This window comes from Pedobacter sp. V48, assembly GCF_000523515.1.
In the GTDB taxonomy this organism is placed as follows: domain Bacteria; phylum Bacteroidota; class Bacteroidia; order Sphingobacteriales; family Sphingobacteriaceae; genus Pedobacter.
In genome coordinates, this window is sequence record NZ_AWRU01000015.1 from 78,134 (window position 1) to 101,429 (window position 23,296).

The 23,296-nt window shown below is 39.5% G+C and carries 20 protein-coding genes; 8 read left to right on the plus strand and 12 right to left on the minus strand.

All coding sequences use genetic code 11. The features are described from left to right. Positions 1-32 precede the first annotated feature (32 nt). A complete protein-coding gene (locus tag N824_RS14640; RefSeq protein WP_048905901.1) occupies positions 33-2,432 on the plus strand; it encodes an outer membrane beta-barrel protein in 2,400 nt (799 codons plus the stop codon). A gap of 35 nt (positions 2,433-2,467) precedes the next feature. On the opposite strand, the gene N824_RS14645 is transcribed toward N824_RS14640, so the two are convergent. After that, positions 2,468-3,100, minus strand: coding sequence for a LysE family translocator (locus N824_RS14645; protein WP_048905902.1), 633 nt, complete (start codon positions 3,098-3,100; stop codon positions 2,468-2,470). A 114-nt stretch (positions 3,101-3,214) separates the two neighbouring features. Between N824_RS14645 and N824_RS14650 the strand changes: the two genes are divergently transcribed. Next, positions 3,215-4,600, plus strand: coding sequence for an MFS transporter (locus N824_RS14650; RefSeq protein WP_048905903.1), 1,386 nt, complete (start codon positions 3,215-3,217; stop codon positions 4,598-4,600). Positions 4,601-4,602: 2 nt separating this feature from the next. Here the strand turns inward: N824_RS14650 and N824_RS14655 are convergent, their stop codons facing one another. The 4 genes from N824_RS14655 to N824_RS14670 form a co-directional block, all read right to left on the minus strand. Next, complete coding sequence (locus tag N824_RS14655; protein ID WP_048905904.1) at positions 4,603-5,874, minus strand: hypothetical protein; 1,272 nt, start codon at positions 5,872-5,874, stop codon at positions 4,603-4,605. 4 nt (positions 5,875-5,878) lie between these two features. Further along, positions 5,879-6,247: a hypothetical protein gene (locus tag N824_RS14660; RefSeq protein ID WP_048905905.1), complete on the minus strand. Its 369-nt coding sequence runs from the start codon at positions 6,245-6,247 to the stop codon at positions 5,879-5,881. Between the two features lie 25 nt (positions 6,248-6,272). Next, positions 6,273-7,172 carry a peptidoglycan-binding protein gene (locus N824_RS14665; RefSeq protein WP_048905906.1) on the minus strand — a complete coding sequence of 300 codons (900 nt, stop codon included), beginning with the start codon at positions 7,170-7,172 and terminating at the stop codon, positions 6,273-6,275. A gap of 98 nt (positions 7,173-7,270) precedes the next feature. Further along, positions 7,271-7,762 carry a hypothetical protein gene (locus N824_RS14670; protein ID WP_048905907.1) on the minus strand — a complete coding sequence of 164 codons (492 nt, stop codon included), beginning with the start codon at positions 7,760-7,762 and terminating at the stop codon, positions 7,271-7,273. A 148-nt stretch (positions 7,763-7,910) separates the two neighbouring features. Here N824_RS14670 and N824_RS14675 point away from each other — a divergent pair, with 148 nt between their 5' ends. The 4 genes from N824_RS14675 (at position 7,911) to N824_RS14690 (ending at position 10,888) form a co-directional block, all read left to right on the plus strand. After that, positions 7,911-8,624: a DUF4397 domain-containing protein gene (locus N824_RS14675; RefSeq protein WP_048905908.1), complete on the plus strand. Its 714-nt coding sequence runs from the start codon at positions 7,911-7,913 to the stop codon at positions 8,622-8,624. Between the two features lie 100 nt (positions 8,625-8,724). Next, on the plus strand, positions 8,725-9,312 hold the full coding sequence (locus N824_RS14680) for an RNA polymerase sigma factor (RefSeq protein WP_052334148.1): 588 nt from the start codon (positions 8,725-8,727) through the stop codon (positions 9,310-9,312). After that, a complete protein-coding gene (locus N824_RS14685; protein ID WP_048905909.1) occupies positions 9,296-10,414 on the plus strand; it encodes an outer membrane beta-barrel protein in 1,119 nt (372 codons plus the stop codon). Before N824_RS14680 ends, N824_RS14685 begins: the two co-directional genes overlap by 17 nt. A 63-nt stretch (positions 10,415-10,477) precedes the next feature. Continuing rightward, positions 10,478-10,888, plus strand: coding sequence for a hypothetical protein (locus tag N824_RS14690; RefSeq protein WP_048905910.1), 411 nt, complete (start codon positions 10,478-10,480; stop codon positions 10,886-10,888). A 22-nt stretch (positions 10,889-10,910) separates the two neighbouring features. Here N824_RS14690 and infC read toward each other — a convergent pair whose 3' ends face one another. The 6 genes from infC to N824_RS14720 form a co-directional block, all read right to left on the minus strand. Continuing rightward, complete coding sequence (gene infC, locus N824_RS14695) at positions 10,911-11,480, minus strand: translation initiation factor IF-3 (protein ID WP_084498340.1); 570 nt, start codon at positions 11,478-11,480, stop codon at positions 10,911-10,913. A gap of 122 nt (positions 11,481-11,602) precedes the next feature. Further along, positions 11,603-14,452: a hypothetical protein gene (locus N824_RS14700; protein ID WP_048905911.1), complete on the minus strand. Its 2,850-nt coding sequence runs from the start codon at positions 14,450-14,452 to the stop codon at positions 11,603-11,605. Between the two features lie 112 nt (positions 14,453-14,564). Further along, on the minus strand, positions 14,565-15,935 hold the full coding sequence (locus N824_RS14705; RefSeq protein WP_048905912.1) for a TlpA disulfide reductase family protein: 1,371 nt from the start codon (positions 15,933-15,935) through the stop codon (positions 14,565-14,567). A 128-nt stretch (positions 15,936-16,063) separates the two neighbouring features. Continuing rightward, positions 16,064-16,690 (minus strand): bifunctional 2-polyprenyl-6-hydroxyphenol methylase/3-demethylubiquinol 3-O-methyltransferase UbiG, encoded by a 627-nt coding sequence (locus N824_RS14710; RefSeq protein ID WP_048905913.1) that lies wholly within the window; start codon positions 16,688-16,690, stop codon positions 16,064-16,066. 117 nt (positions 16,691-16,807) lie between these two features. Next, a complete protein-coding gene (locus N824_RS14715; protein WP_048905914.1) occupies positions 16,808-17,275 on the minus strand; it encodes a DUF4488 domain-containing protein in 468 nt (155 codons plus the stop codon). Between the two features lie 177 nt (positions 17,276-17,452). After that, positions 17,453-19,102, minus strand: coding sequence for a M1 family metallopeptidase (locus N824_RS14720; protein ID WP_052334149.1), 1,650 nt, complete (start codon positions 19,100-19,102; stop codon positions 17,453-17,455). A gap of 143 nt (positions 19,103-19,245) precedes the next feature. Here N824_RS14720 and N824_RS14725 point away from each other — a divergent pair, with 143 nt between their 5' ends. Together N824_RS14725 and N824_RS14730 are read left to right on the plus strand one after the other, a co-directional pair. After that, entirely contained in the window at positions 19,246-20,184 is a 939-nt protein-coding gene (locus N824_RS14725) for an alpha/beta fold hydrolase (RefSeq protein ID WP_048905915.1), read from the plus strand. 199 nt (positions 20,185-20,383) lie between these two features. Further along, complete coding sequence (locus N824_RS14730) at positions 20,384-21,577, plus strand: C40 family peptidase (protein WP_048905916.1); 1,194 nt, start codon at positions 20,384-20,386, stop codon at positions 21,575-21,577. 1 nt (position 21,578) lies between these two features. Here the strand turns inward: N824_RS14730 and N824_RS14735 are convergent, their stop codons facing one another. Next, positions 21,579-23,264, minus strand: coding sequence for a serine hydrolase (locus N824_RS14735; RefSeq protein WP_048905917.1), 1,686 nt, complete (start codon positions 23,262-23,264; stop codon positions 21,579-21,581). Positions 23,265-23,296: the final 32 nt, after the last annotated feature.

A 23,296-nucleotide genomic window follows, 5' to 3' on the forward strand; every position in this document is an offset into this window, starting at 1 on the left:
CAGACCCTAAGGTGCTCCAAAATTCAAAACTCATGAAAAATCTTCAACTACGTTTACTGCTTATCATAGGCTTTTTCGCCATCATAACAAGCTACAGTCAATCGGCTGCGCAAACCATAACACCCAATTTTTCTGTGACCGGAAAACTGATGGATTCCCTTACAAACAAACCAGCTGGCTGGGCTACAATCAACATCATTGGTACAACAAACGCAATTGTTAAAACGGGGATAAGTGACAGCACCGGTATATTTATATTAAGTCAAATCCCTTCCGGAACATATAAGCTTGAAATAGTAAGTGTCGGCTATAAGCCCAAAACATTTGCAATATCACTTCAGGATACTACCAAACAACAAGTTAATCAGGGTTTGGTCCTACTATCCCCAGATGCCAAACAATTAAAAGGGGTAAACATTACCGGCAGTAAACCAATAGTCACTCAAGAGATAGATAGGCTTGTATACGACCTACAGGCCGATCCGGATAGTAAAGGCAACAGTTTACTGGAGATGATGCGCAAAATTCCTTTTGTATCGCTAGATGCAGAGCAGAACATCAGGCTTAAAAACAGCACCAGTTTTAAAATCTTTATCAATGGCAGACCTTCCGGTATGATCGAAAATAACCCTAAGGAAGTGTTGCGCAGCATGCCTGCATCCACTATTGAGAAGATCGAGGTAATCACCAATCCACCAGCAAAATATGATGCAGAAGGATTTGCAGGAATCATCAACATTGTAACTAACAAAAAACCCGCCGATGGATACAATGGTTCTTTAAATTTCAATGAAAGTTTTCCAGCTGGTGGCCCGGGAGTTGGCGGGTCTTTCAATTTTAAGTCGGGTAAACTTATCGCTTCGGTGTTCACAGGTGGCTCTCTTTCGAAAACTCCGGCCACAATAAATAATTTGGTTAGAAATGATTTCGGTGATGATCCGCAAACCTTAATTCAGGACGGCAATAGTAAATCCAGGGGCAGAACCGGATATCTGGGTACCGATGTGAGCTATGAAATCACCCCTTTACAGCTCCTATCCGCTCAGATCAATCTTAATGGCAACAAAAATTCCCAACTGAATAACCAGGTCTCATCGCTCACTCAAAACGGAGACCTGCTGCAAGGCTATCACGTTCAAAATACTTATGAAGGCCACAGCGACTATATAGACGCCTCAGTTAACTATCAGATCTCTTCGAAATCAAAGAAGGGAAAGGCACTAACCCTATCCTATCGCTATACAAACTTTAATAGTAACAACCAAAACAACCTCATTCTCAGTCAAATTACCAACTATCCCTATTCCGGATTTCTGCAAAATAATCAGGCCGGTTCAAATGAGCACACTGCACAGGCCGACTACTCAGATAAGTTTAAAAACTGGGGACTGGAATCGGGCATTAAGGCCATCCTTAGAAGTAACAGTAGTAATTTTGATTACTCGGCAGCTCAGTTTCAGGCCAATGATTTTGAGATCTCTCAGGATGTGTTTTCCGCTTATACCTCGGTAGCATACAATCACGGAAAGAACATTGGGATAAAGGCCGGGTTACGTGCGGAGCAGACCATTGTTGATGGTGATATTTCTCAGGATTATTTAAATTTGATCCCCTCTTTATCCATTGCTTATCAACTAAAGGGGGGCGATAACATTAATTTTGGCTTTTCACAGCGCTTAAGACGCCCAGGCATCAACAGGCTTAACCCTTTTGTAGACAGAAGTAACCCAAATACAGAATCAACCGGCAACCCTAACCTTATGCCCTCGTCTGTTAACAATATACTTGCCGGATATAATCACAATGGTAAAGTTTCTGTTAATCTTGGACTAGCTTATTCCTTATTTAGCAATCTGGATTTCAGGATTTTCACTTATGATCCTACCTCTGGAATTACCAGAAATACATTTGCCAACATAGGAAAAGGCGCTGTTCTGGCTGCAGATCTGAATCTTGGATATACGGCAACCAAGAATCTGAACTTTAGTTTCAATGGCAGCTTTAATTATTTGGATATTAAAACTGAAGGAAATGTGATACCACCTTCTAAAGATTTGTTTTACAATTTCACCTTAACTGGCGGATATCGTCCAACGCCAGAGTGGAGACTAGGTGCAAACCTCAGTGTAATTGGAAAAAACCCTGCTTCCAAAACATTTCAATCTATAACACAAGGTCAAGTAAATACCAGCTTCAGCAGCAGCCATGAACTCATCAAAGGAAAATTGAACTTAACAGCAGCATTAAATAATCCCTTCTATAAATTCAGAACCCTTAAAACCACCACTTCCGGCTTCGATTTTACCGAGTTAAGCAACAACCAGTCTTATCTTCGCTCTTACAGGATCAGTTTAAACTATAATTTTGGCAGGCTGAAAGATGAGGTAAGGAAAACCAGGAGAGGAATTAAAAATGACGATGTTTCTAATTGAGAATTAACATTTGATAATCCGTATCACTTTGTTCATTATGCCTTTGTCAATGCTACCTTAATTCCAAGAATAATAAATACGGCTCCCGAAATTTTGTTCAGCCAATTTTCAGTACTAGGATTTCGGTTAAATAACTTAGCTACATTCCCACCCATCAGCGCCAGAAAAACACACCATGCAAGCGTGATCAAAAAGATAACTACCCCAAGAATGAGGTATGGGAATGGGCTATTTATTGCCGAAGTTAAAACAAACTGGGGAAGGAAAGCCAGGAAAAATATGGCTATTTTCGGATTTAGAACATCACTTAAAAAAGCAGTCCAAAACATTTTTCCCATTCCTGTATATTGAACTGGTATTGATTTTAACGCTGTAGGATCACCTTTGCTGGAAAGTGCCTTATAGCCCATATAAATTAAATAGGCAGCACCTAAATATTTAACAATCATAAAGGCTAAAGCAGATTTCGCGAGAATAAGTGATAATCCAAAAGCAGCTGCGCAGGTATGTACCAGTAAACCCATGCTTACACCTAATGCTGAGTACATACCGGCTTTCTTCCCGCTTGAAATACTTCTTGTTAAAACCAATATTGTATCAATACCCGGGGTAATCACTACAATTATTGCTGACAATATAAAAGCACTGAAATTATCGATACCGGTCATAGTCAAAGAGATTTAGTATTGCTGAAAATATTTTTGCTAAAATAATGTAACAAACTGAAACTACTAAGAAAAAATCGTCCTTTCTGTGCACCTTTGCGATTGCAAAAACGCGCGATGAGTTTATCAAATACAACAACTTCCCCTAATCATACCGTTCCTTTTGGCTGGATAGTCGGAATAACCAGTCTGGCCTTTGTAGTTGCACAATTAGATGTTTCTATTGTAAATATTGCATTGCCTCCAATTGCCAAAACCTATCAGGCCGGTATTACCACATTACAATGGGTAATAGATGCCTATACCCTTGCCTTTGCTGTGCTCATGTTGTCTGCAGGCAATTTAAGCGATCTTTTAGGCGCAAAACGTATATTTCAACTTGGCATCTGTATTTTTGGGATAGCTTCTATAGGTTGTGGATTTGCCGGAAGCGCTGCTACCCTCATTGCATTTAGAGTATTTCAGGGAGTTGGTGCGGCCACTATGATCCCCAGTTCTCTTGCTATACTTAATCAGGCTTTTGCACATGATCCTGCAAAGCGTGTACGTGCAGTAGGTTTGTGGACCGCAGCAGGAAGTGCCGCCATAGCTGCCGGGCCTATCGTTGGGGGCTTACTCATTCAAATCAGCAATTGGCGTTATATCTTTTTTGTAAATGTACCCCTTTGTCTGGCTGGTTTCCTGTTCAGTTTTCGTCTGGCACAAAATAAGATCTCAGTTAACAAAGGATTTGATATCGCCGGACAAATTACATGGATGCTCTCCATCACTGCCCTTATTGCGGTAATTATAGAATGGCCTAACTTTGGATTTAAAGATCCGGTAATATTTGGAGGTCTGCTTTTTAGTGCTGCAATGTTAATCACATTTTTAATGATCGAAAAAAAGGTTCATCACCCGATGCTTCCGCTTCATCTTTTTGACGCTCCCACTTTTAATGTACTTCTTTTACTGGGCGCCGTTTTAAATGGGGCTTATTATGGAACCGTTTTTACATTAAGCCTCTATCTGCAAAATGTACTCCATTATTCATCGCTCAACGCTGGTCTTGCTTTTCTGCCGTTAACTGTGGGGTTCGTTATTTCCAACCTTATTAGTGGTCGTGTAATCAATAAGTTTGGTATACGAAAACCAATTATAATAGGTCTTGTAATGTTTGCTGTTGGGTTTGCAGGGCTATTTATAGCTAAAGACAGTACACCATACTGGCAGCTGTTTCTGCCATTTCTAATTATACCTATGGGTATGGGACTTGCCGTTCCGGCCATGACTAACGGGATATTGTCCAGTGTAGATAAATCGTTGTCTGGTACCGCTTCTGCTGCGTTAAATACCGTAAGGCAAGCTGCCGGGGCCATTGGGGTGGCAATTTTCGGGGCTATCGGTGTAGGGGAAAGTGCTGCAATACTACATTCCATTTCAGTTAGTGCCACAATTACAATCGTGTGCACAGTGGCCATAATTGGCTTAAACTTAAAATATTTGAAGAATAGCAAGCATTAAAACTACCTTATGTTGCCAAAACCAAGTAATACGGTTAATGCAGCAATAAGGTTTCCATCTTTGGTAAGTGTTCCGTCGAAATTTCTACCGAACGAGAAGATCAATTTTTGGTTGCTCGCAATGGCATAATCAACATTCAACACCAACTTCCATGAGGGGTCAATAGCACTGGAAGATAAGATACTCCTATAGATTGCCTCTGCACTGCAGCTAAATTTTGATTTAGTATATATGTACCTGAATCCTGCATCAAATGTTGAGATATCCCCAAAAGCATTAGTTGCATTATCCTGTGCATAAATTTGATCTGGATTATATAACAAACGGGCCAAGCCTAAAAAGGAGCCGCTCTTTTCAGAAGAATACCCTACTGTAGTCCATATTCCACTGTTAAATATTTTTGAGCTGTTAAAACGCTTATTTCTAAACTCTCCACTTATTCCGCCCGCCAAATCCCATGAAAAACCTACCCTGGCTCCGTCAAATTTTGCTACTTCTTTGCTTAAAGAATCTACCAGCATCTTTTTGAAATCATCAATTTCCAGGGTTTCATTTTTCCAGATTTGAAATAATTCCTGGGTTTCTATTTTATTTCGATACAATGTACTGGTGGTGTCTTCCTCCTCCTTAATTATGGCACTTGCGAAGTCAGTTTCTGATGGATTTTCATCTCTGATTCTATTGACAATTGCTGTCCGCTGTGCATCTAGTGCTTTGTATTTAGGGTCAGTTTTCTCCTTAGTTTCTATGTAACTAGAAACAGCCTTGTTTATTCTGATTTGTTTTTGGGTTATGCTATATAAAATCTTCTCGTTTTCCTTTGAATAATGCGGTCTGAACAAAGCGAACTTTATACCCAGGCCACCATAAGTACTACTCGCTTTAAATTCATTAAATGAAGAATCCGGGTTCTTGATTGCAATTGAAATCACTAACGATTGCTTAAAGTAATCCTTAAACTTTGTAGAATTAAGCCCTGCATTCCCGGTAGTAGTGAAATCTGTCTTCGTTCTAAAAAGCCAAAATGGTGCAATATCAATAGCATAATTGGAGGGCAGCTTGGTGTACGACGCACTTGATGATTGTACCGAAAGCATAAAAGATGAAAGATCAGTAGGCTTTTCAATATCTGAAGTTGAAAAACTCAGCAACTGAGAAGCGGGAGAGCTTGGTGATTTTAGCAGATCAAGTTTTACACCAGAACTATCTTGTGTAAAAGCTTTAGCGGGTATCAAAAGGGCCACCACTACTAATCCACTTATAAGAACTTTCATCACCTTAAAATTTAAAGAAATTTAATTCACAAAAATATACTGCTGATTCATTTTCATTCACTTCCTTTCCTAATGCATATTCTCTAAATACAGCCCCACCTTTCAATCTGATAATCAACTCAGTATGATTATGATCTTTAGCCGTATCAGAAATTGTTGTGGTTATGGTTAGCTTCTTCCCTCCCAAATCTTTATTTGCTCCTATTTCAAAATCAAACAGGTCTCCACTTGCTTCTACATTAAGGCTGCCATCATCAAGCCTTACCAGACTGTTTCCTGTTTGGCCAGAGGCCCCAATTAAAAGGGTTAGTGTTACAATTTTGGTTGTTTTATTTACTACGTACGTAGTAGATAAATTTGTGTTATCGCTCATAACCGTTATTTAAAATAGCATACACTTATGCAGGAACCTGATTATCTGGATATACATATACAAATCCAAGCGTTCTCAAGGTATCTCTGTTATTAAGTTTCTGATTCCTCACATTAAAACCCGAGTTGTTTCCATTAGTCATGTCGTTCGCAGAAGTATTCCCTTCAACTGTCCTCATTTGCCCCCCTCCAAGCAGCTCATAGCATTCCATGGCATGTCCTCTTGTCGGATTGTTTATATATTGGGCTAAGGCTAAAGTTCCAATGGTAGGTACCGACGTAGTTAAGCCAGCCACCTTTTCAGATCCCTTCCAGCAATCCACACAATTAGCCGTAGCAGGAACCGGCGATTCTTTTTGATAGAAATCTTCAATTATTGCCACCTTCATCTGTGCAAAATCCAAACACCAGGCATCTCCATTTCCACCCGGTGTAAAACCACCTGTTGTACCTTGTACCTCGCCAACATCAGTTCCGTAGTTGTTTCTCCCGTTTTCCTTAACACCCAATTCTGCCAATGCTTCCTGTACCGCAATGCAAACCGAGCTTAACTTTTTATCCGTCCAGAAATCTGGGACATTCCCGTTTGCAAACAGATAGGCCTCTAATCGCTGGCGCATGTTTGGATGAAGATGCCTGTCTTTCTTATTCTTAATATCCTTGGTAATCAACGGACTATCCGTTATCACCGAAATATCAGACACAACCAGTTTTAACAAGCCTAAAGTTTTAGGGCCTATAACACCTGATCCTTGCAACTTATTTTTTAGCTGTAAAGATATCACAGCCTGTTGGGTATTCATTCCGTAAATTCCATCCGCACCTTTCGGATCGAACCCAAGTTCTATTAATCTTTCCTGCAATATCCTTACGTCTTTTGAAAAACTGCCATAGGCAGGGATTTTAGAAATTGTTAAAGTTTTCATATACATGTAATTAGTGAAAGCTATCACTAATATAGACATGAGCAGAAACTTGATAAATAGTCATTTCTAATCATTTTTAGAGTCAACGATATGCTATATCACACCCTTATGGTATGCAGATGATGCGTTTTTGGAGGATGGTTTAAAATAACTACAATATGTTTGTTGAAACGACTCTTAATAGCACTGTTCGCTACTCCTATCAGTTTATTTAATTTATCTGTAAGTTCTCTAAAATGTTCTTTATCATCCGTGGTTTCAGAATCATCTGCAATAGGCTCAAAGTAAATCACCTCTCTTTTCCGATATATTTTCATTAAATGCTCAGCGGGATTATGATCGATTAAAAACTGCACAATACGATCAATCAGTCTATCATAATGATAATTAATGATACGGTTTTTAATCATTACCGAGGGCACACTAAAGTTAGTGTGTGTATTTACCTTAATCTTATTTTCAGGAACAACTACATTATTAAAATCCAAGGTGTACAAACCTTGTTTATCGTCTATTTCCTTTATAAAAGTATAGACTTCGTCATGTTCAGGTGTAATATAAATGACGCTGGTTGATAGTTCGAAACTCATACACTTGGCCCTTAGTTCAGTATAAAAATACTCTAAAAATTTAAATAATTCACTACCCCTGTTGCTTTTTCATATTGAGGCTCGTTCTATGGGTAATAACGTTAATGGCCATTAACATTACACCATTTTATTTCACAAAAACTTAAAAATGAAAACAACAAAAAACTACCTATCGCCAGTTGCCAAAACTTTAGTGTTTGCCTTAACGTTAACAAGTATCTTTAGTTCATGTAAAAAGGATAAAGATCCTAATCCACAAACGCCTAAGCCGGCAAACTTATCTATAATCCATGCTGCACCAGGAACGCCTGAGCTTTCTTTCTTTGTAGATAAAGTAAAAAAGAACACTAAAGCATTAACGTACAACACAGTAATCGAATATCAATCAATCAGTTCAGGTAAACGGGAATTAAGCGTTACTAAAAAAGATGTAACTGATATTCTGGTAAAGGCCGATGCAACCTTGGCTGCCGATAAATCTTATTCGGTATTTGTTGCAGATAAAACAGGCAATGCACTTGTATTTGTTGCTGATGATCTTAGTGCACCAGCAGCTGATAAAGCAAAAATCCGTTTCATTAACTTAAGCCCTGATGCAGGATCCCTTGATCTGGCTGTCACCGGAAAAACAGAAGTACTTCTGGCTAAAAAAGCATTTAAAGAATCAACTGATTTCACCAATACCACAGAGGTGGGTGCCGAAATCAACTTTGAGATCAGAGAAAATGGCAAGGCAACCGTACTGGCTACACTTCCAAAAGTTAAAATTGAAAAAGGAAAAGTATATACGATCTATGCAAAAGGCCTTAAAGCTGCAACAGACGACACCAAACTTGGTTTAACGGTTCTTACCAACAAATAACCTCCTATTATTTCTGGGGCTGCACTTTCTTACTATAAAAGGATTTGTGTAGCCCCATTTATGAATAGCAGTTGGCGTAGAATATATAAATCCTGGAAGAGTGCTAAGAAACCTCCCGAAGCTTAAGGAAATTATTGCAGGCGTTGCTGATCAAAAAAATGCGTCGAAGGAAGTCATGTATAAAACCTACTACGGGTATTTAATGGCGGTTACCATGCGCTACATCAACAATAGAAGCGATTCGGAAGAACTTGTAAATGACACATTTATCAAGATATTTAATCATATCACGCAATTCCAGCTATTAGCATCTGCAATAGACCCCGAGAAAACATTTCGAGGTTGGATGGCAAAGATCGCCTCACGCAACTGCATTGATTACCTCCGAAAAAGGAGAACCATCAACGAGGAATTTGATGATATAGGTGAACAAAAGCATCCACAGATCTATAGTCGTGCATTAGATCAGCTTTATGTTGAGGACATCTTAAAATTACTGAATACACTGCCTGAGTCGCAAAGGATAATCTTTAATATGTTCGAAATCGAGGGATTCTCTCATGATGAGATTTCAAAATCTTTAGGTATACCCGAAAATATCTGTAGAGTATACTTAGGAAGGGCTAAGCAAAAATTAAGAAAACTTTATAATGAATCTTTAATTGTTGAAGATGGAACATACGGATAGAGGGCTTGAAGTGATTAAATCACTTTTACAAAACAACGAAGAAGCCTACAAAGAAGGCTCATGGGAATCATTTTCAAAACAACAGCCGGTAAAAACTAACGCAACCGGGTGGTATTGGTTCTCAGGAATTGCTGCAGCACTCCTGCTAATTTGCCTTGCTTTTTTATTCAGCTACAATCCCGATCCTAAATCGATACCATTAGCAAAGTTCAAAACTAAACCGGTACAAAAAGAAATTATACAAGAAGTCCTGGTTAAAAAACACAATACTACTAATCATCACCCCGTTCAAATTCACAAAAAACGAGCTGAAATCAGGCATGTAAACAGCACGTCTCCGGAACAAGATAAACCCGCACCTGAAAATACCATGGTAGTGCAGGCCAAACCAAATGAAGAACAAATTGATGCAGATCGTGCGCCTGCTGGCAAAAAAATATTCCCTTATACAGCACACCAGGAAACCGAAAGGGTTAAAAAAACCAAAAAAGAACCCAGTTGGATGGTTGGATTGGGTATGGCTACAGACTTCAGCAATTCAAAGAAACTGGGATTAGCATTTGAAGCAGTAGTAGGTTATGCCTTAAGTCCAAAAATCGCCATAATGTTGGGCGCCGGCTATCGGGAATCCTCTGCTTTTAACGGTAGTGAAGGACAAACCTTAAGCGCCACGGACGAAAAACAATTAGAATCGGCCACCATTAGGTTGTCAGGGGTTGAGATTCCATTAGGACTAAGATATAGCGTCAACCAACGTTTATATGCGAAAGTTGGCGTCTCGGCTTTTGCAACGATAAAACAAAGGGGTGAACTAACTTATGTCAGTACAGTTTCTCACACGCAGAGCGTTGTAGATCCAAACGGAGAAGTATATGATAAAACCTTTACCAGTGAAGAAAGATCCGTGGTAGACATTGAAGACCAACCTCAGGGCAAAGAAAAATACAAAAGCTTTATCAATATCTCTTTCGGGTACAAGTATCCGTTCCTAAAAAACAGAACCATTACGCTTGAACCTTTCTTTAAATTACCTATGCAAAGCTCTAAAATAGAAAATGTAAAGTTTTCGTCTGCCGGATTAAGGCTAGGTATCGATTTTTAGAGCCTTAGCAGATAATAATCTTCAGAACAATGGTTAAATTGCATCTATAAGATTTTGTTTACCATGGAAACTATAGAAATCAACCACGACATTCCAGTAATTTATGTAACGGCCACTTCTTTTCCAGACGGAGTAATGGCCGCTCATCAAAAACTGCATTCACTTGTATCGTTTAATGAAAACCGACAATACTTCGGGCTTTCACGTCCTGAGAACGGAGGAGGCATTATTTATAAAGCCGCAGCCGAAGAATTGCAGCCTGGTGAAGCCAAGGCGCTCGGGTTGGGATCAATATCCATAAAGGCCGGTAAATACAGGTGCGTCACTATTACTGATTTCATGAAAGATATACCAGCCATAGGCAAAGCCTTTGACCAATTAACTGATCTACCGGGAATTGATATGGAAGGATACTGTGTTGAACTCTACCCCAATCAAACAGATGTGAAGTGTATGATAAGGATGCAAGATTAGAACACAGTATCAGACATTGGCGCTACCTTTTACCAGTTTTTGGTCCAAGCGTAAGGAACATTCTTTTACCTTCCAGCTTAGGGAGTAATTCGACCTTTCCTACATCTTCCAGCGCCTGGGCAAATTTAAGAAGAAGTATCTCACCCCTATCCTTATAAACTATGGCTCTGCCTTTAAAATGAACATATGCGCGAACTTTTTCTCCGCTTTCCAGAAATGAAACAGCGTGTTTAAGCTTAAACTGAAAATCGTGGTCGTCGGTATTTGGGCCGAAGCGTATTTCTTTAATAATGGTTTGCTTCGCATTGGATTTGATTTCCTTTTCCTTTTTTTTCTTTTCGAAAAGGAACTTATTGTAATCGATAACCCTGCATACGGGAGGTACTGCGTTCGGGGATATCTCCACCAGGTCCAGTCCTTGTTCTTCAGCTATAGCCAGCGCTTGTGCCAGGGGGTATATACCTGATTCGAAATCTTCACCTGTTAATCTGACCTCAGCTGAGGTGATAAAATTGTTAATCTTGTGTTCCGCTTCTTTCTTTTTAAAGGGCAAGCGCATCCCTCTTTTGAATCCTGCTTTTTTTAATGCCAAATTTGAAATAATTTAATTTAAAAATATAATTATTTGATAAGCGTATATTGCTCATACCCTCAAAATACCAATTTTAAAGGGTTTTTGTTTAAAATAAATCATATGATGACTTTAAACTTAGATTAGAATACCAGCAGTACATTATCTATTTTAGCCCGCTGATCCTTAATACTCTTCTTCATCACCTCTAGCGCATGGTCCGAAATCTGCCAGCCCAATGGCAGCACAGGCCAGTTGCCCGCAATCATCTCCCTTGTGGGCTGAATTTTATTGTAACTCCACCCTTTCATTTTTTGTCGCGTTGACATCACCTTGTTAATCGTATCAGCCTTAAGTGCATTACTGCTTATCGTCTCCAAAATCCCAAGTGCCGGAGCTAATACCTCATACAAATTCTTATCTTGAGTTGGATAGTCAACAGAAAGAATACTATTAGAAATCGACAGCACATTTACCGTAACATTAAGCCCCGCAAACTCATCTTCTGCAAGTACCCGCTCAAATACAGCGATCACCTGCCTTGAGGTTTCTGCGCCAGAATTTTCCAGGGTTCCACCATCAGTAAAATGATGCTTCTCATCAAACTTACCTGTCGGACATACATACGGAAAACGCGCACTCAGGAAAGCAGCCGCAGAAAGCGGCAGATCAAGTTTTTTTGCCCTCATCAAATCCTGTATAAAAATACAGCTGGGAAAATCATCCTTCTCTAACAACACAGGAGCAACAATTCCCTTCTTCCCTGTATTAATATCATAAGTATTGGAAAAAAGCAAGGGCAAGTCCATATTATCCTTTTTCCAGGCCTCTCTTAATGAAATATCATAATCCATTCCAAACTTATCCTTCAGTATACCTTCAAAGCCTCGTTCCTGCAGACGGGAGCGGTCTTCGTACCAATTCCCTCCGATCATGGTCATAAACAGGTCTCTCCCAAAAACACCCACTACATTGGCTGTCAGGTAGTCGTACTCAAATACCTTGGTATTATCGGGGTAAAATCTCCCAGACGAAATACTATCCCTGGCCTTAAGCCTGTCAGCCGTCAAAAGAGAAAAACCAATAGTCCCGCCAGATGCACCTGAAAAAGAAAACACATGATGCTGGAAATCAGCACTTATCCGCTTACTGCCACGTGATTCAAGAAGCAGCGAGTCCAGTTCACCCACAAGCATGGTGGCCCAAACAGAAGCCCTGATCCCACCACCGTAAGAATTCAAAAAAAACACGGGGTAAGGTTTATTATGCTCAGCCTGATACGTTGCAATCTCTCCTCGTCTATGCTCCAGCCAACTGCGGATATGAGTAGATAATGCCACTGGCGCCTCGCCCTTGGCCACAACGGTCTTCACCTTATGAAAATCACTGATCTTTACATACGAGACCAAAAATCCTATTAACAGAAGCAGCGTTATCCATTGCACTTTAGTCCGTTTACCTAAAACAAGCAGATAAGAGAATATCAGCGCATAACAGATCAATGCCGCTATTACAATGGCAATTGTAAAGAACCTAAACCTGGCAATAAGCGTAAAGAGTATCGGGGGGATATTAAACAGGATAAATACCACAGCCAGCAGTAAACCAACAATAAGTACAACAGGCGCAACCTCTATATTTTGCACAAATGAAATCTTAGTGCGATAGGCGGTAGTAATCAGAAAAGCAAAAGATAATAAAAACAGATCCAGAGAAAGATAAGAAAGCCGGCCATACTGTTCCACTTTCATATCCCTGATGAAATAGAAAGCGGTCATCAGGAGAAAAAACAGTACCATCACAATCATATAGCGCAAAGCGGAAAATACCCCATGCGGAGCAAAAAAAGAGTCCAGTGTATTGTGTTTTAACATCTGCTGATAGCCAACTAAGGCAACCAACAATATGACCATCACAGGCACATCATCCAAAAGATAAGGCATATGATACTGCTGCATGGTCTTTAGAATACCCACTGCAGGGATCAAAAAAGTAAGCGCACCTAACAGCCGGGCATAATTTACCGAGTTCTTTCCGGCCATAACAAAGCCCTTGGGTACCGTCAACATCAAATCCGTAAACCCACCAGCATACAGCTTGGGCAGATACCAGTTTAGTGTTGCTAAAACCGAGATAGAAAAAAGAAAGATTATCGTTCCCCAAAAGGAGGTATTAATTGTAATCAGCAGATCCTGACCTTGATCCGAAAAGATCAAAAATCCAAATAGCACAAAAAGAACAATCAGCACTATACGAAACATCCATCCCAAACGTAATCCAAATAAAAAGTTATCCGATAGTCCCGAAAGCCAACCTGTAAGCCGTTTAAAAATACTAATAGACCAACCAAATGAGTATAGGGTTAAAATCAGAAGAATAAACTTAAACAAGGCGGGATAAAAAACATAGGCTGCCACTCCGGATTTCACAAAATCATTAAGCTTATCTGGCGAGGGATCTTCGGGATTTAACCTTTTAAAAAGATCAATAGATTCCAGGATATAGTAATTCTCGATAAGATCCAGTATACCGATCACTATTACCGTTCCCGAAAACAACCAAAACAGTCTACTTGTAATTCTGTCTTTTGAAGGATAGAGATTCCGGTAATAATGCCAAAACAACAGAATCAGTCCAGACATATAAAAAAGTATAAACCAGTAGTCGGCATGTGTCTGACGTTCTACCGCATCCACGCCCCTAATCTTTTCCCCAGGCTCACTATACTTAATCTTTTTACCTGGCGACACAGTGCTATCCATTGTCACCGAATCAGCAGGGTTTGTCCAGTCGCGCTCAAAAACATAATTTTCAGGGCGGTTCCATTCCGAAAAAATCCGGTATTGAATACTATTGGATTTGGTAAGTTCCAGTGAAAGAATACCCGAAGGCGCACTGTCCGAGAAAAGAAGATGATGATTTCTGCTGGTCATACTTCCGGTAACCAACAAACCGGCAATTGCTAGAAGGGATAGCAGTTTGAATAGTTTCATACTGAGAGATTAAGATGATTTATAATAAATCTACTTCATAATAGATTGGTAGCCAACCTGCTCATCGTCAAACAACTATTGCAAATGTCCAAATATGCATTGGTAAACACAACTAAAATATTTTCACTAAAGACTTTAGCTGTGTTAAATCACTTTCCAGGGGTCTTGGTGCAAAAATACTTTTTACAAAATGGTTTTTATCTATCAGTAAATATCTTGGAATACTTGTGATCCCCATAAATTTAGATAGCTCTGATGAGAACTCGTTCTCGACCAGGTACTGATCGTTTTCTATTTTATCATTTACAGTCGCTTTCTTCCAAGCTGCTTTGTCTTTATCAAGTGAAAAGTAAACTACAGCAACCCCATTTTCCGTCATCCATTTCTTTCCTTCGGCAGATTCTGCAATATCTACTCTGCAAGCGGCACACCAGCTCGCCCATAAATCTACATATACAGCCTTTCCAGGATAACCGGCTAGTACTTGTCTTAAACTGCGCTTCATTCCATTTGAATAGGTGGTCAACAAAGTACCATCTAATACCTTATCTGTCAATGGCTTGTTCAGCAAGAGATAATTCAATTCAGATTCCCTGATGTACGCTAAATAGCGGGGGTCCTTTACCTCAGTATAAGCAGACCGGATCACGGAAAATAAAGCGTCGTCATCTATTGGAATTTTTCTTTGCGCACAGGCACCAATTAAACTTGCAATTGCATAATCTTTACTTTTACCTTTTAACTCACTCTTTATTTTCTTTTCAATCTCCTTCAAATTCACCCTGCCCTCAGTTTCCTTAAACCTTACATATCGATTATACACCGCATATTTGTACTCATTAGCGGTTAACAAAGGGTCGTCGTTAAATCCGATTTTTTTCAGATCGTTGAGATACTTCTTTGGAACGCTGTCGGCAGCCATGTCTGAAACCAGTGAATACAAGGAATTGGCATAATAATACCCAATCTTATTTCGGGCAATATGAGTAAGTGATTTAGAGATGGGGTAAAGTTTTAAAAGCGATTCCAATTGTTCGTTTTTATCTTTATACCATTGATCAAGGGTGATTTTATAATTCAGTAAATTGTTTTTATTGTGCCGTAGTTCTTTACTGATAAGATATCTTGGTGGCCTTTCCGGGCCTCCCGTAAAATCAGTTATTTTTGCAAATACCTGATAATTGGCTGCATGTTTTCCAAAAAACTTAATCTTTGCGTCCAGCCCTGCACCATCAATCGTAAATCTTATGGTGTCTCCTGGCATTACATATACCTGCCAATTCCTCAACATTATACTCAAATAAATAAACTGGGGTTTGCTTATGCTAAAAGCGCTCTTAAACAGATTGTTTTGTTTATAACACGTCAGTAGATTTTTAGGCTCCTGTGTATAAAATAACAAAGGTTCATTGATCAAAATATGGTCTATCTTTTCGTGGGTGGCAGTACCGGAGAGGGTTACTTTTTCTTGGCCTTGTGCCATTGGAGATGAGAATATAATCAGGAATGCTAAGAGGAGCGCTATTTTCATGTAATTTATGTCGGTTATCTAAATATAGCGAAAAATAGATACCCAATTTAAATTGACTAATAACAGACCCCTTTTATTATCTAGTTATCTCCTTTTTTACATTTAATTAAAAAGAACGGCTGGTTCTCGCTGATTTCTGTAATTTCAAATAAACCTGCTTGATCAAACTCTGCATGGATCGATTCCCTATCATAAAAATATATGTTTACTCCATCATATATTTCATAGCGATCCTTGCTAATAAACTTGCCCTGTCCGTAGGTATGCGCTTCTTTTGAAATACCTGTAAATACCATATAACCATTCTCTGATAGCTGATTATAGCAATCGAAAACTAGCTTTTCCCTTTCACTACTATCTAATAAATGAATTAAACCATAACAGAATATCCCGTCATATTGGTTTTTATCAAATGGCATATCAGTTACAGAGCCATGATGAATAATCATATCTGTTCCATAATGTTTTCTCGCCATTTCAATGGCAGTTTTTGAAATCTCGATCCCTGTTACCGTGATCCCGTTTTCTTTAAAAATTTGTGCATTCCTTCCGTAACCAATTCCAGGTATCAAAATATTTTTCAGAGATTTCTGAACAAAAAAATCCTTTGTCAGTACAGCAGATTTTGCCGGCTCAAAGCCCCACATCTCCTGTTTTTCGCCAAATGCTGATTCCCAGAACTCTGGTTTTCCGGATTCATTAACCATAATCTTTATATGCTATTGAATATGCAATTTACCAAGAATACTCAATAGCTCACCACACGAGGCTCAATGCAATAGTAATTAAACAATCAAATGACTATGGCCTTCGTTCAACCTGATTTAAATAGAATCAATTTTATTTTCAACTCTTTTCCAGACTTCTGTGAATCCAAGGCTTTCAGCCCCGTCTTTACCTTCTACCATTCCATTCAAAACGAGCAGTTTTTTATCATCGCTAAACTTATATCTTAGTTTATACGTCTTTCCGGCTAAGGCATAGGTAGCGCCCTGGGTTTCGCTCTTAATAATTTCAGAATAGGTCTCATTATCGTTTATTACATAATTACCCTGATGAGTAATAATAGATCCGTTTTGAGTGATCCGCATGTTAAAAAACTTACCATCTGCATCAAAGAATTTCAACAAACCTGGAATTGCAACCCTGCTTTCAGAACCATTAGTTGCCAATCGCGTTAGCTCCCATGCGCCATTAAATAAAGCGGAATTCGATTCTTGTGCAGAAAGTTTGGTAAAAGAGACAAATAGTAATAAAACGATTGTAATACCTTTGAGCGTTAATTTTTTCATGTTATTTGGTTATAACACTAATATAAGAAATCAAACTAAAATCTAGAATTTTTCATAAGTCTGCCGTCATATTACCTCACAGTAGAAATATTTGATTGCAGATTTAGCGGAAGTTACTATTGACTTTGTTAAAAATGTCCGCGCACAGATTACAAAATAGCGGATACATTTCACTTCTCATTCAACCCTTTTCACATTTACATAAAAGTCACTATCAATACTTAACGATGAATTGCTGGTTGGCGTTATACGCAGCTCCTTCCAATCTTTAGTCGGATTAAGCCATTTATCACTTGTAAGATTGGTTTTAATAGGCATTACAAAATCCGACAAACAATTGCTAAAGCGATACCTCAATATATTGTCACGTATGCTGTACTCAAAAGTGGGAATATCTTTCTCCCGCAAGTACTGATTAAAGAATGGCTGCAGATTCTTACCTAAAGTTTTCCCGATAAACCTTTCAACCTCAATTGAGTTCACTGTTTTATGATAAAACTCACGGTTAACAGCCCTTAACATCTTACGGAACTGCTCATCATTATCAACAATGGCCCGAAGCATATGCACAATTGTCCAGCCTTTTAAATACATGTGTCCACCAGCATCCTCATAAATTCCATAGCGTCTTATGATTGGTTCAGTATTCTTAATCCGGCCAATAGTTCTAGCTTCAAAGAACTCTTTGGCTGCCTTTTTACCATATTGACTTTCAATAAAAAGCTCTTCGGCATACCCTGCAAATCCTTCCTGCAGCCATCTGTCAGTAATATCTTTTGTTGTAATGCTGTTTCCGAACCACTCATGCGCCACTTCGTGAACCACCAGCCTATCGGTCTTTAAATCCCACGTACTTAAGTATTTTGCATTTATCCTGCCCAACTTAAATCCATTACCATAGGCTATAGCGCTTTGATGTTCCATGCCCGGATATGGTGCTTCCACCATTTTAAAACTATCTTCGTAAAAAGGATATGGCCCAAACCAGTATTCAAAAGTTTTCAGCGTTTTGTCAACCTCATTTTTGAGGTAAGAATGAACCTTTTCTCTGTTGTAATCAATTACCCAATAGTCAGTACTTAAATTGCCTTTCTCACCTTTATATATTTCTGGAACCCGCACATACTTTCCCACATAAAAAGCCAAACCATAATTGTTTATTGGATTTACTACATGCCATTTATAAGTAACGGTTCCATTACTATTTACTATTCGGCTTTTTAACCTGCCGTTACCAACAGGAACCAAGGTATCAGGAACGCTGATGGCCAATGAAGCACCATTATCGGGTTCGTCGCCTTGATGTAGTTTGCATGGGAACCAAACACTAGCACCAATTAACTGAGATCCCAGGGTGATCCATGGCCTCCCTAACGAGTCAAGTTTCCATGATATACCACCATCCCATGGTGGATTGGTAGATTCTTTAGGCGCTCCTGAATAAAAGATGTCAATAGTAGCCTGCGATTTAACTTTTAAATCAGGAACTTTAAGAAACCATACATTTCCTTCCTTTTCGACGGAGATCTTTTGCTGTTTAAACAGTACGCTATCGATCTCTAGCGGTTCTTGCAAATCAATCTGCATAAACCTATTATGGTTACTTTTTATTACCTCAAAGGTGATACTATTTTTACCCTGAATTGTTTTTTTTCCAAAAACAGGTTCAATAGCCAATGCGTAATATTTTATATCCCACCATTCTCTATCTTTAGTTATACTACCCTTAAGTGTATCTTGTCGGGAAGGGACACTTACATACTGAGCAAATAACCCGGCTTGATGGCAAATTAAAATCAGCAGAAACAAAAGAAATCTTAAAGGCATATAGTTAGCTTACAATAAACAACCAATATATGGATATTGAAACATATTCTGTATGTCGTATTTTCCCCCTAACATTGTCGCATACTCACAGCAACGGTACAGCATTTGGTCCCTAGATTTGTATTGTAACAAAACCTTACAATATGAAAAAGCATATTATAATCAATCTCTCAATTGCTATTGTTGTAGCAGTAATGGCTTCCTGCCAACCGCGTAATAAGGATACACAAGCCGTTTCAACCGAACAAAAAGAAACGGCAAACAACCAACCCATACAGCCAGCCGACAGTGGCTATGCTGATGTAAACGGGCTAAAAATGTACTATGAAGTTTATGGCGAAGGTAAACCAATTGTACTGCTACATGGTTCCTTTATGAATATACCTTTAAACTGGTCGCACATCATACCTGTTTTTGCCAAAAACCGGAAAGTAATTGTTGCAGAGATGCAGGGCCATGGCCGCACAAAGGATATCCCTCGTGAATTTAGCTACGAAAATATGGCCGACGATGTGTCTGGCTTGCTTAAGCACCTCAAAATAGATAGTGCAGACATTTTAGGATATAGTATGGGCGGCGGAGTAGCTTTTCAGTTTGCAGTGCGCCACCCCGAGCTGTTACGAAGACTCGTGATACTCTCTGGTGCCTATAAGCACGACGGGTGGTGGCCAGATGTAGAGGCCAGTTTTGCTACAATGAATGCAGACATGTTCAAAGGCTCTCCTATCGAAAAACAATACGACAGTCTTGGAAACGATCCTAAAAATTTCCCTGCGTATGTAAAAAAGGTTCTTAGTATAGACGTAAAGCCTTATGACTGGTCTAAGGAAGTAAAAAATATAAAAGCTCCAGTATTTATGGCCATAGGTGATGCCGACGGAGTACAATATGAGCACGCGCTTGAGCTGTTTCGTGCTAAAGGCGGAGGCAAAATGGGCGATATACATGGGCTGCCTAAATCCCGGTTAGCTATAATTCCCGGCACAACGCATATTGGTATGATGCAGCATATGGATTGGATAATTCCAATGGTCAATGATTTTCTAGATTCTGATCTAAAACCAACGCCTCCTACGTTTTAAGGCGGGCATTTCGATCACCGCCGTCATTCCGAAGAACTGAGGGATCTCTTGGTTATGCTACTCCAAGAGATCTCTCCAATCGAGACGGCGACTGTAATAACGGCAGCTGCCGCAACAACGCCTTTCTTTTCATTGTAACCTTCATTTAGCTATATTCGTTAAAGGTTTCTCCTTATCGAAATCATTTAATTTGACAACTATGAAAAGTCTTTGTTTGGGTCTGCTTTTCTCTTTAAGTATTTTTACACTTAAAGCACAGTCAGATACTGCCGTTTTTCGCAGTGTTGCGGCTACCATTCAAAAAAAATATGCACCAGATAAGCGTTCAGTTTATTTTAACCTGGAGCTTATTGGTGATTCGGCCAAATTGGAAAGCACCTCTCAGGAAGCGCTGAAAGAATTTGATAAACTAAAGCCAAACACACCTTCAATTAAATTCAGCGGCGTATTGCTGCCAGAGCCCTCCTTACACGGGATGGAATACGGGGTAGCCAATCTCTCGGTTTGCAACAACAGAGCCTTCCCGAAAAATGCGGCAGAGATGATGACGCAAATGTTGCTGGGCACACCAATTAAAGTATTTAAAAAACACGGAGGGTTCTATTTAGTACAAACTCCTGATGGTTACATATCGTGGACAGATGTGGGTGCCATAACCCCCATGAACAAATCAGGTTTTGAAACCTGGCAAAGGGCAAAAAAGGTCGTATTTACTGCAGACTATGGCCATAGCTTCAACACACCCGATGAAAATGCGCAGCGAGTATCTGACCTGGTTGGCGGCAATATCCTCCAGTTACTTGGTGAAGAGAAAAAGTTCTACAAAGTAGGCTATCCTGACGGCAGAACAGCATATTTACCTAAAAGACAAGCCAGCCTGTACCAAGCCTGGGTTACCAGACCCGATCCAAATGCCGAAAAAATTTTAACCACAGCACAAAGCCTGTTGGGCGTTCCTTACCTCTGGGGCGGCACGTCCGGCAAGGGTGTTGACTGCAGTGGCTTCACCAAAATGTCCTTTTTTCTAAATGGCGTGATTATCCCGCGTGATGCCTCTCAACAAGCCTTAATTGGTCAGCCAGTTGATGTTCTAGAAAACGACAGCATTAGCGTAGATAAGTGTTTAAGAAATCTGCAACCCGGAGATCTGTTGTTCTTTTCGGCAGCCAAACGCAGAGGATTCAATGATGGAAGGGTAACTCACACTGCCATTTATATGGGCAAGGGCGAGTTTATCCAGGCGGCTGGAATGGTCAGAATAAACAGTCTTGTACCCTCTGCCGACAATTATGATGGCAGGCAAAGCGCTACACTTGTCGGCGCAAGAAGAATATTAACCGATATAGGCAAACCCGAGATCACCAGAATAGACCAACATTATTGGTATAAATAAATTACTCTATTTTATTGAACCGCAAATGCATAATCCTGCCATCATTAACTTCAAAACCTATGATCTGATTTTTATTGTCACGTAGCATTTTTAGATGACCCATCCACCAATAGTCAGTACCAGCATGATTCTTTCCTATAAGCTTTAATTTACTATCCTCGTATTTGCTATTCGTTAATATCAAATCATGCCCTTTTAAAACAATGCCGTATTTACAGTCCAGTTCCGGACAGTAATACGTTCCTGCATATGCCTGCAACTGCTTATCTGTTTGATTGCTAACTGCATACTTAATCAAAAAACGTTTCCCATCAGGCCACCATTGCTTAACAACGGTATCTCCCTTTGCTGTGCTGAACTCAAATTTAACATCAGGTGAAGAAGCAACCATAAAAGTACCCTTTTCGGCTTCTAATAAAACGTCAGACCGGCCATACCTGTCCCAATACAATTTTTGGTTCTTTAATTTAAAACCAAACTGTGCCCCATCATCAGCAATATAATTACCCTGGAATTTTTTAGCAGCTGTAATATCTTTTAAAACGGCTTTATTGGTATCAACTGGTTTGGCCTCTGGCTTAGTTGCTTTTGCAGTGGTATCTTTAATAAAAAGATCAGCTATTTCGTAACCTTTACCACCAGGATTAAAATCCCCAACGTTGCTAAAAACAATAAAACCCATTTTTAGATCAGGAAAAGTAACAACCGATGTCCTGTAACCAGCGTCGGCGCCGTTATGCGAATACTGCCTCCACCCTTTGTAGGTATTGTTAACAATTCCCAATGCATAGTCAGATTCTTTGCCGTTATTAAATTTCCCCTTTTGCGTTAATAGTTTGATGTCCTCTGCCGTACCCACCGTAGGCTTGTAAAAGTTGATCAACCATTTCGCCATATCGTCAACATTGGTAAACAGACTGGTTGCCCCTGCGTTTGAGTACGATAAAATACTATTGTTAAAACCACCACCTTCGCGTGGGTAATACGAGTAAGACCGATTTTTCACCACCTCCGTATAATCGTCATGAAAGTGTGTATTATTCATCCCCAGAGGCTTAAAAATAACAGAATCTGTAAACTGTCTAAGCGTTTTGCCTGTAACAGATTTTACAATTTCGGCCAGCATGGTAAAACCACTGTTAGAGTAACTATATTCTTCTCCCGGTTTAAAATTCAGTGCCTGTTGCTTACTCAGTACTTTAACGATGTGCTCCTGCGTAATTACATCATCGAGTCTGGTGCCCGATATGGCTAGCAACTGCCATTGGTCTCTAATGCCGCTGGTATGATTCAGTAAGTTCCGGATAGTAATTTTTTCTTTCAGATCCGGGAACCAGGGAAGATATTTATGAATGTCGTCGTCCAGCTTAAGTTTCCCCTGTCCGGCAAGCAAAACAATTGCATAAGCCGTAAACTGCTTAGAAACAGATGCCATATGGTAAATGGTTTCAGGAGTATTGGGCACCCCGTATTCCATATTGGCCAGGCCATAACCTTTAGCATAAATCAAAGAATCATTGCGTACAATTCCAATCACACAGCCAGGTGTATTCGGTGTATTCCATTTCGTAAATAAACCATCTATTTTTTTTGTAATCGCGTCCGGTAACGTTTGTGCACATACCCTTACTACGGGTATTACAGAGCATAAAAGCAGGATGACAAGTTTCTTTTTGTGGATTTGCATGAGCGTGTGTGATTAGTAACTCCTAATATACA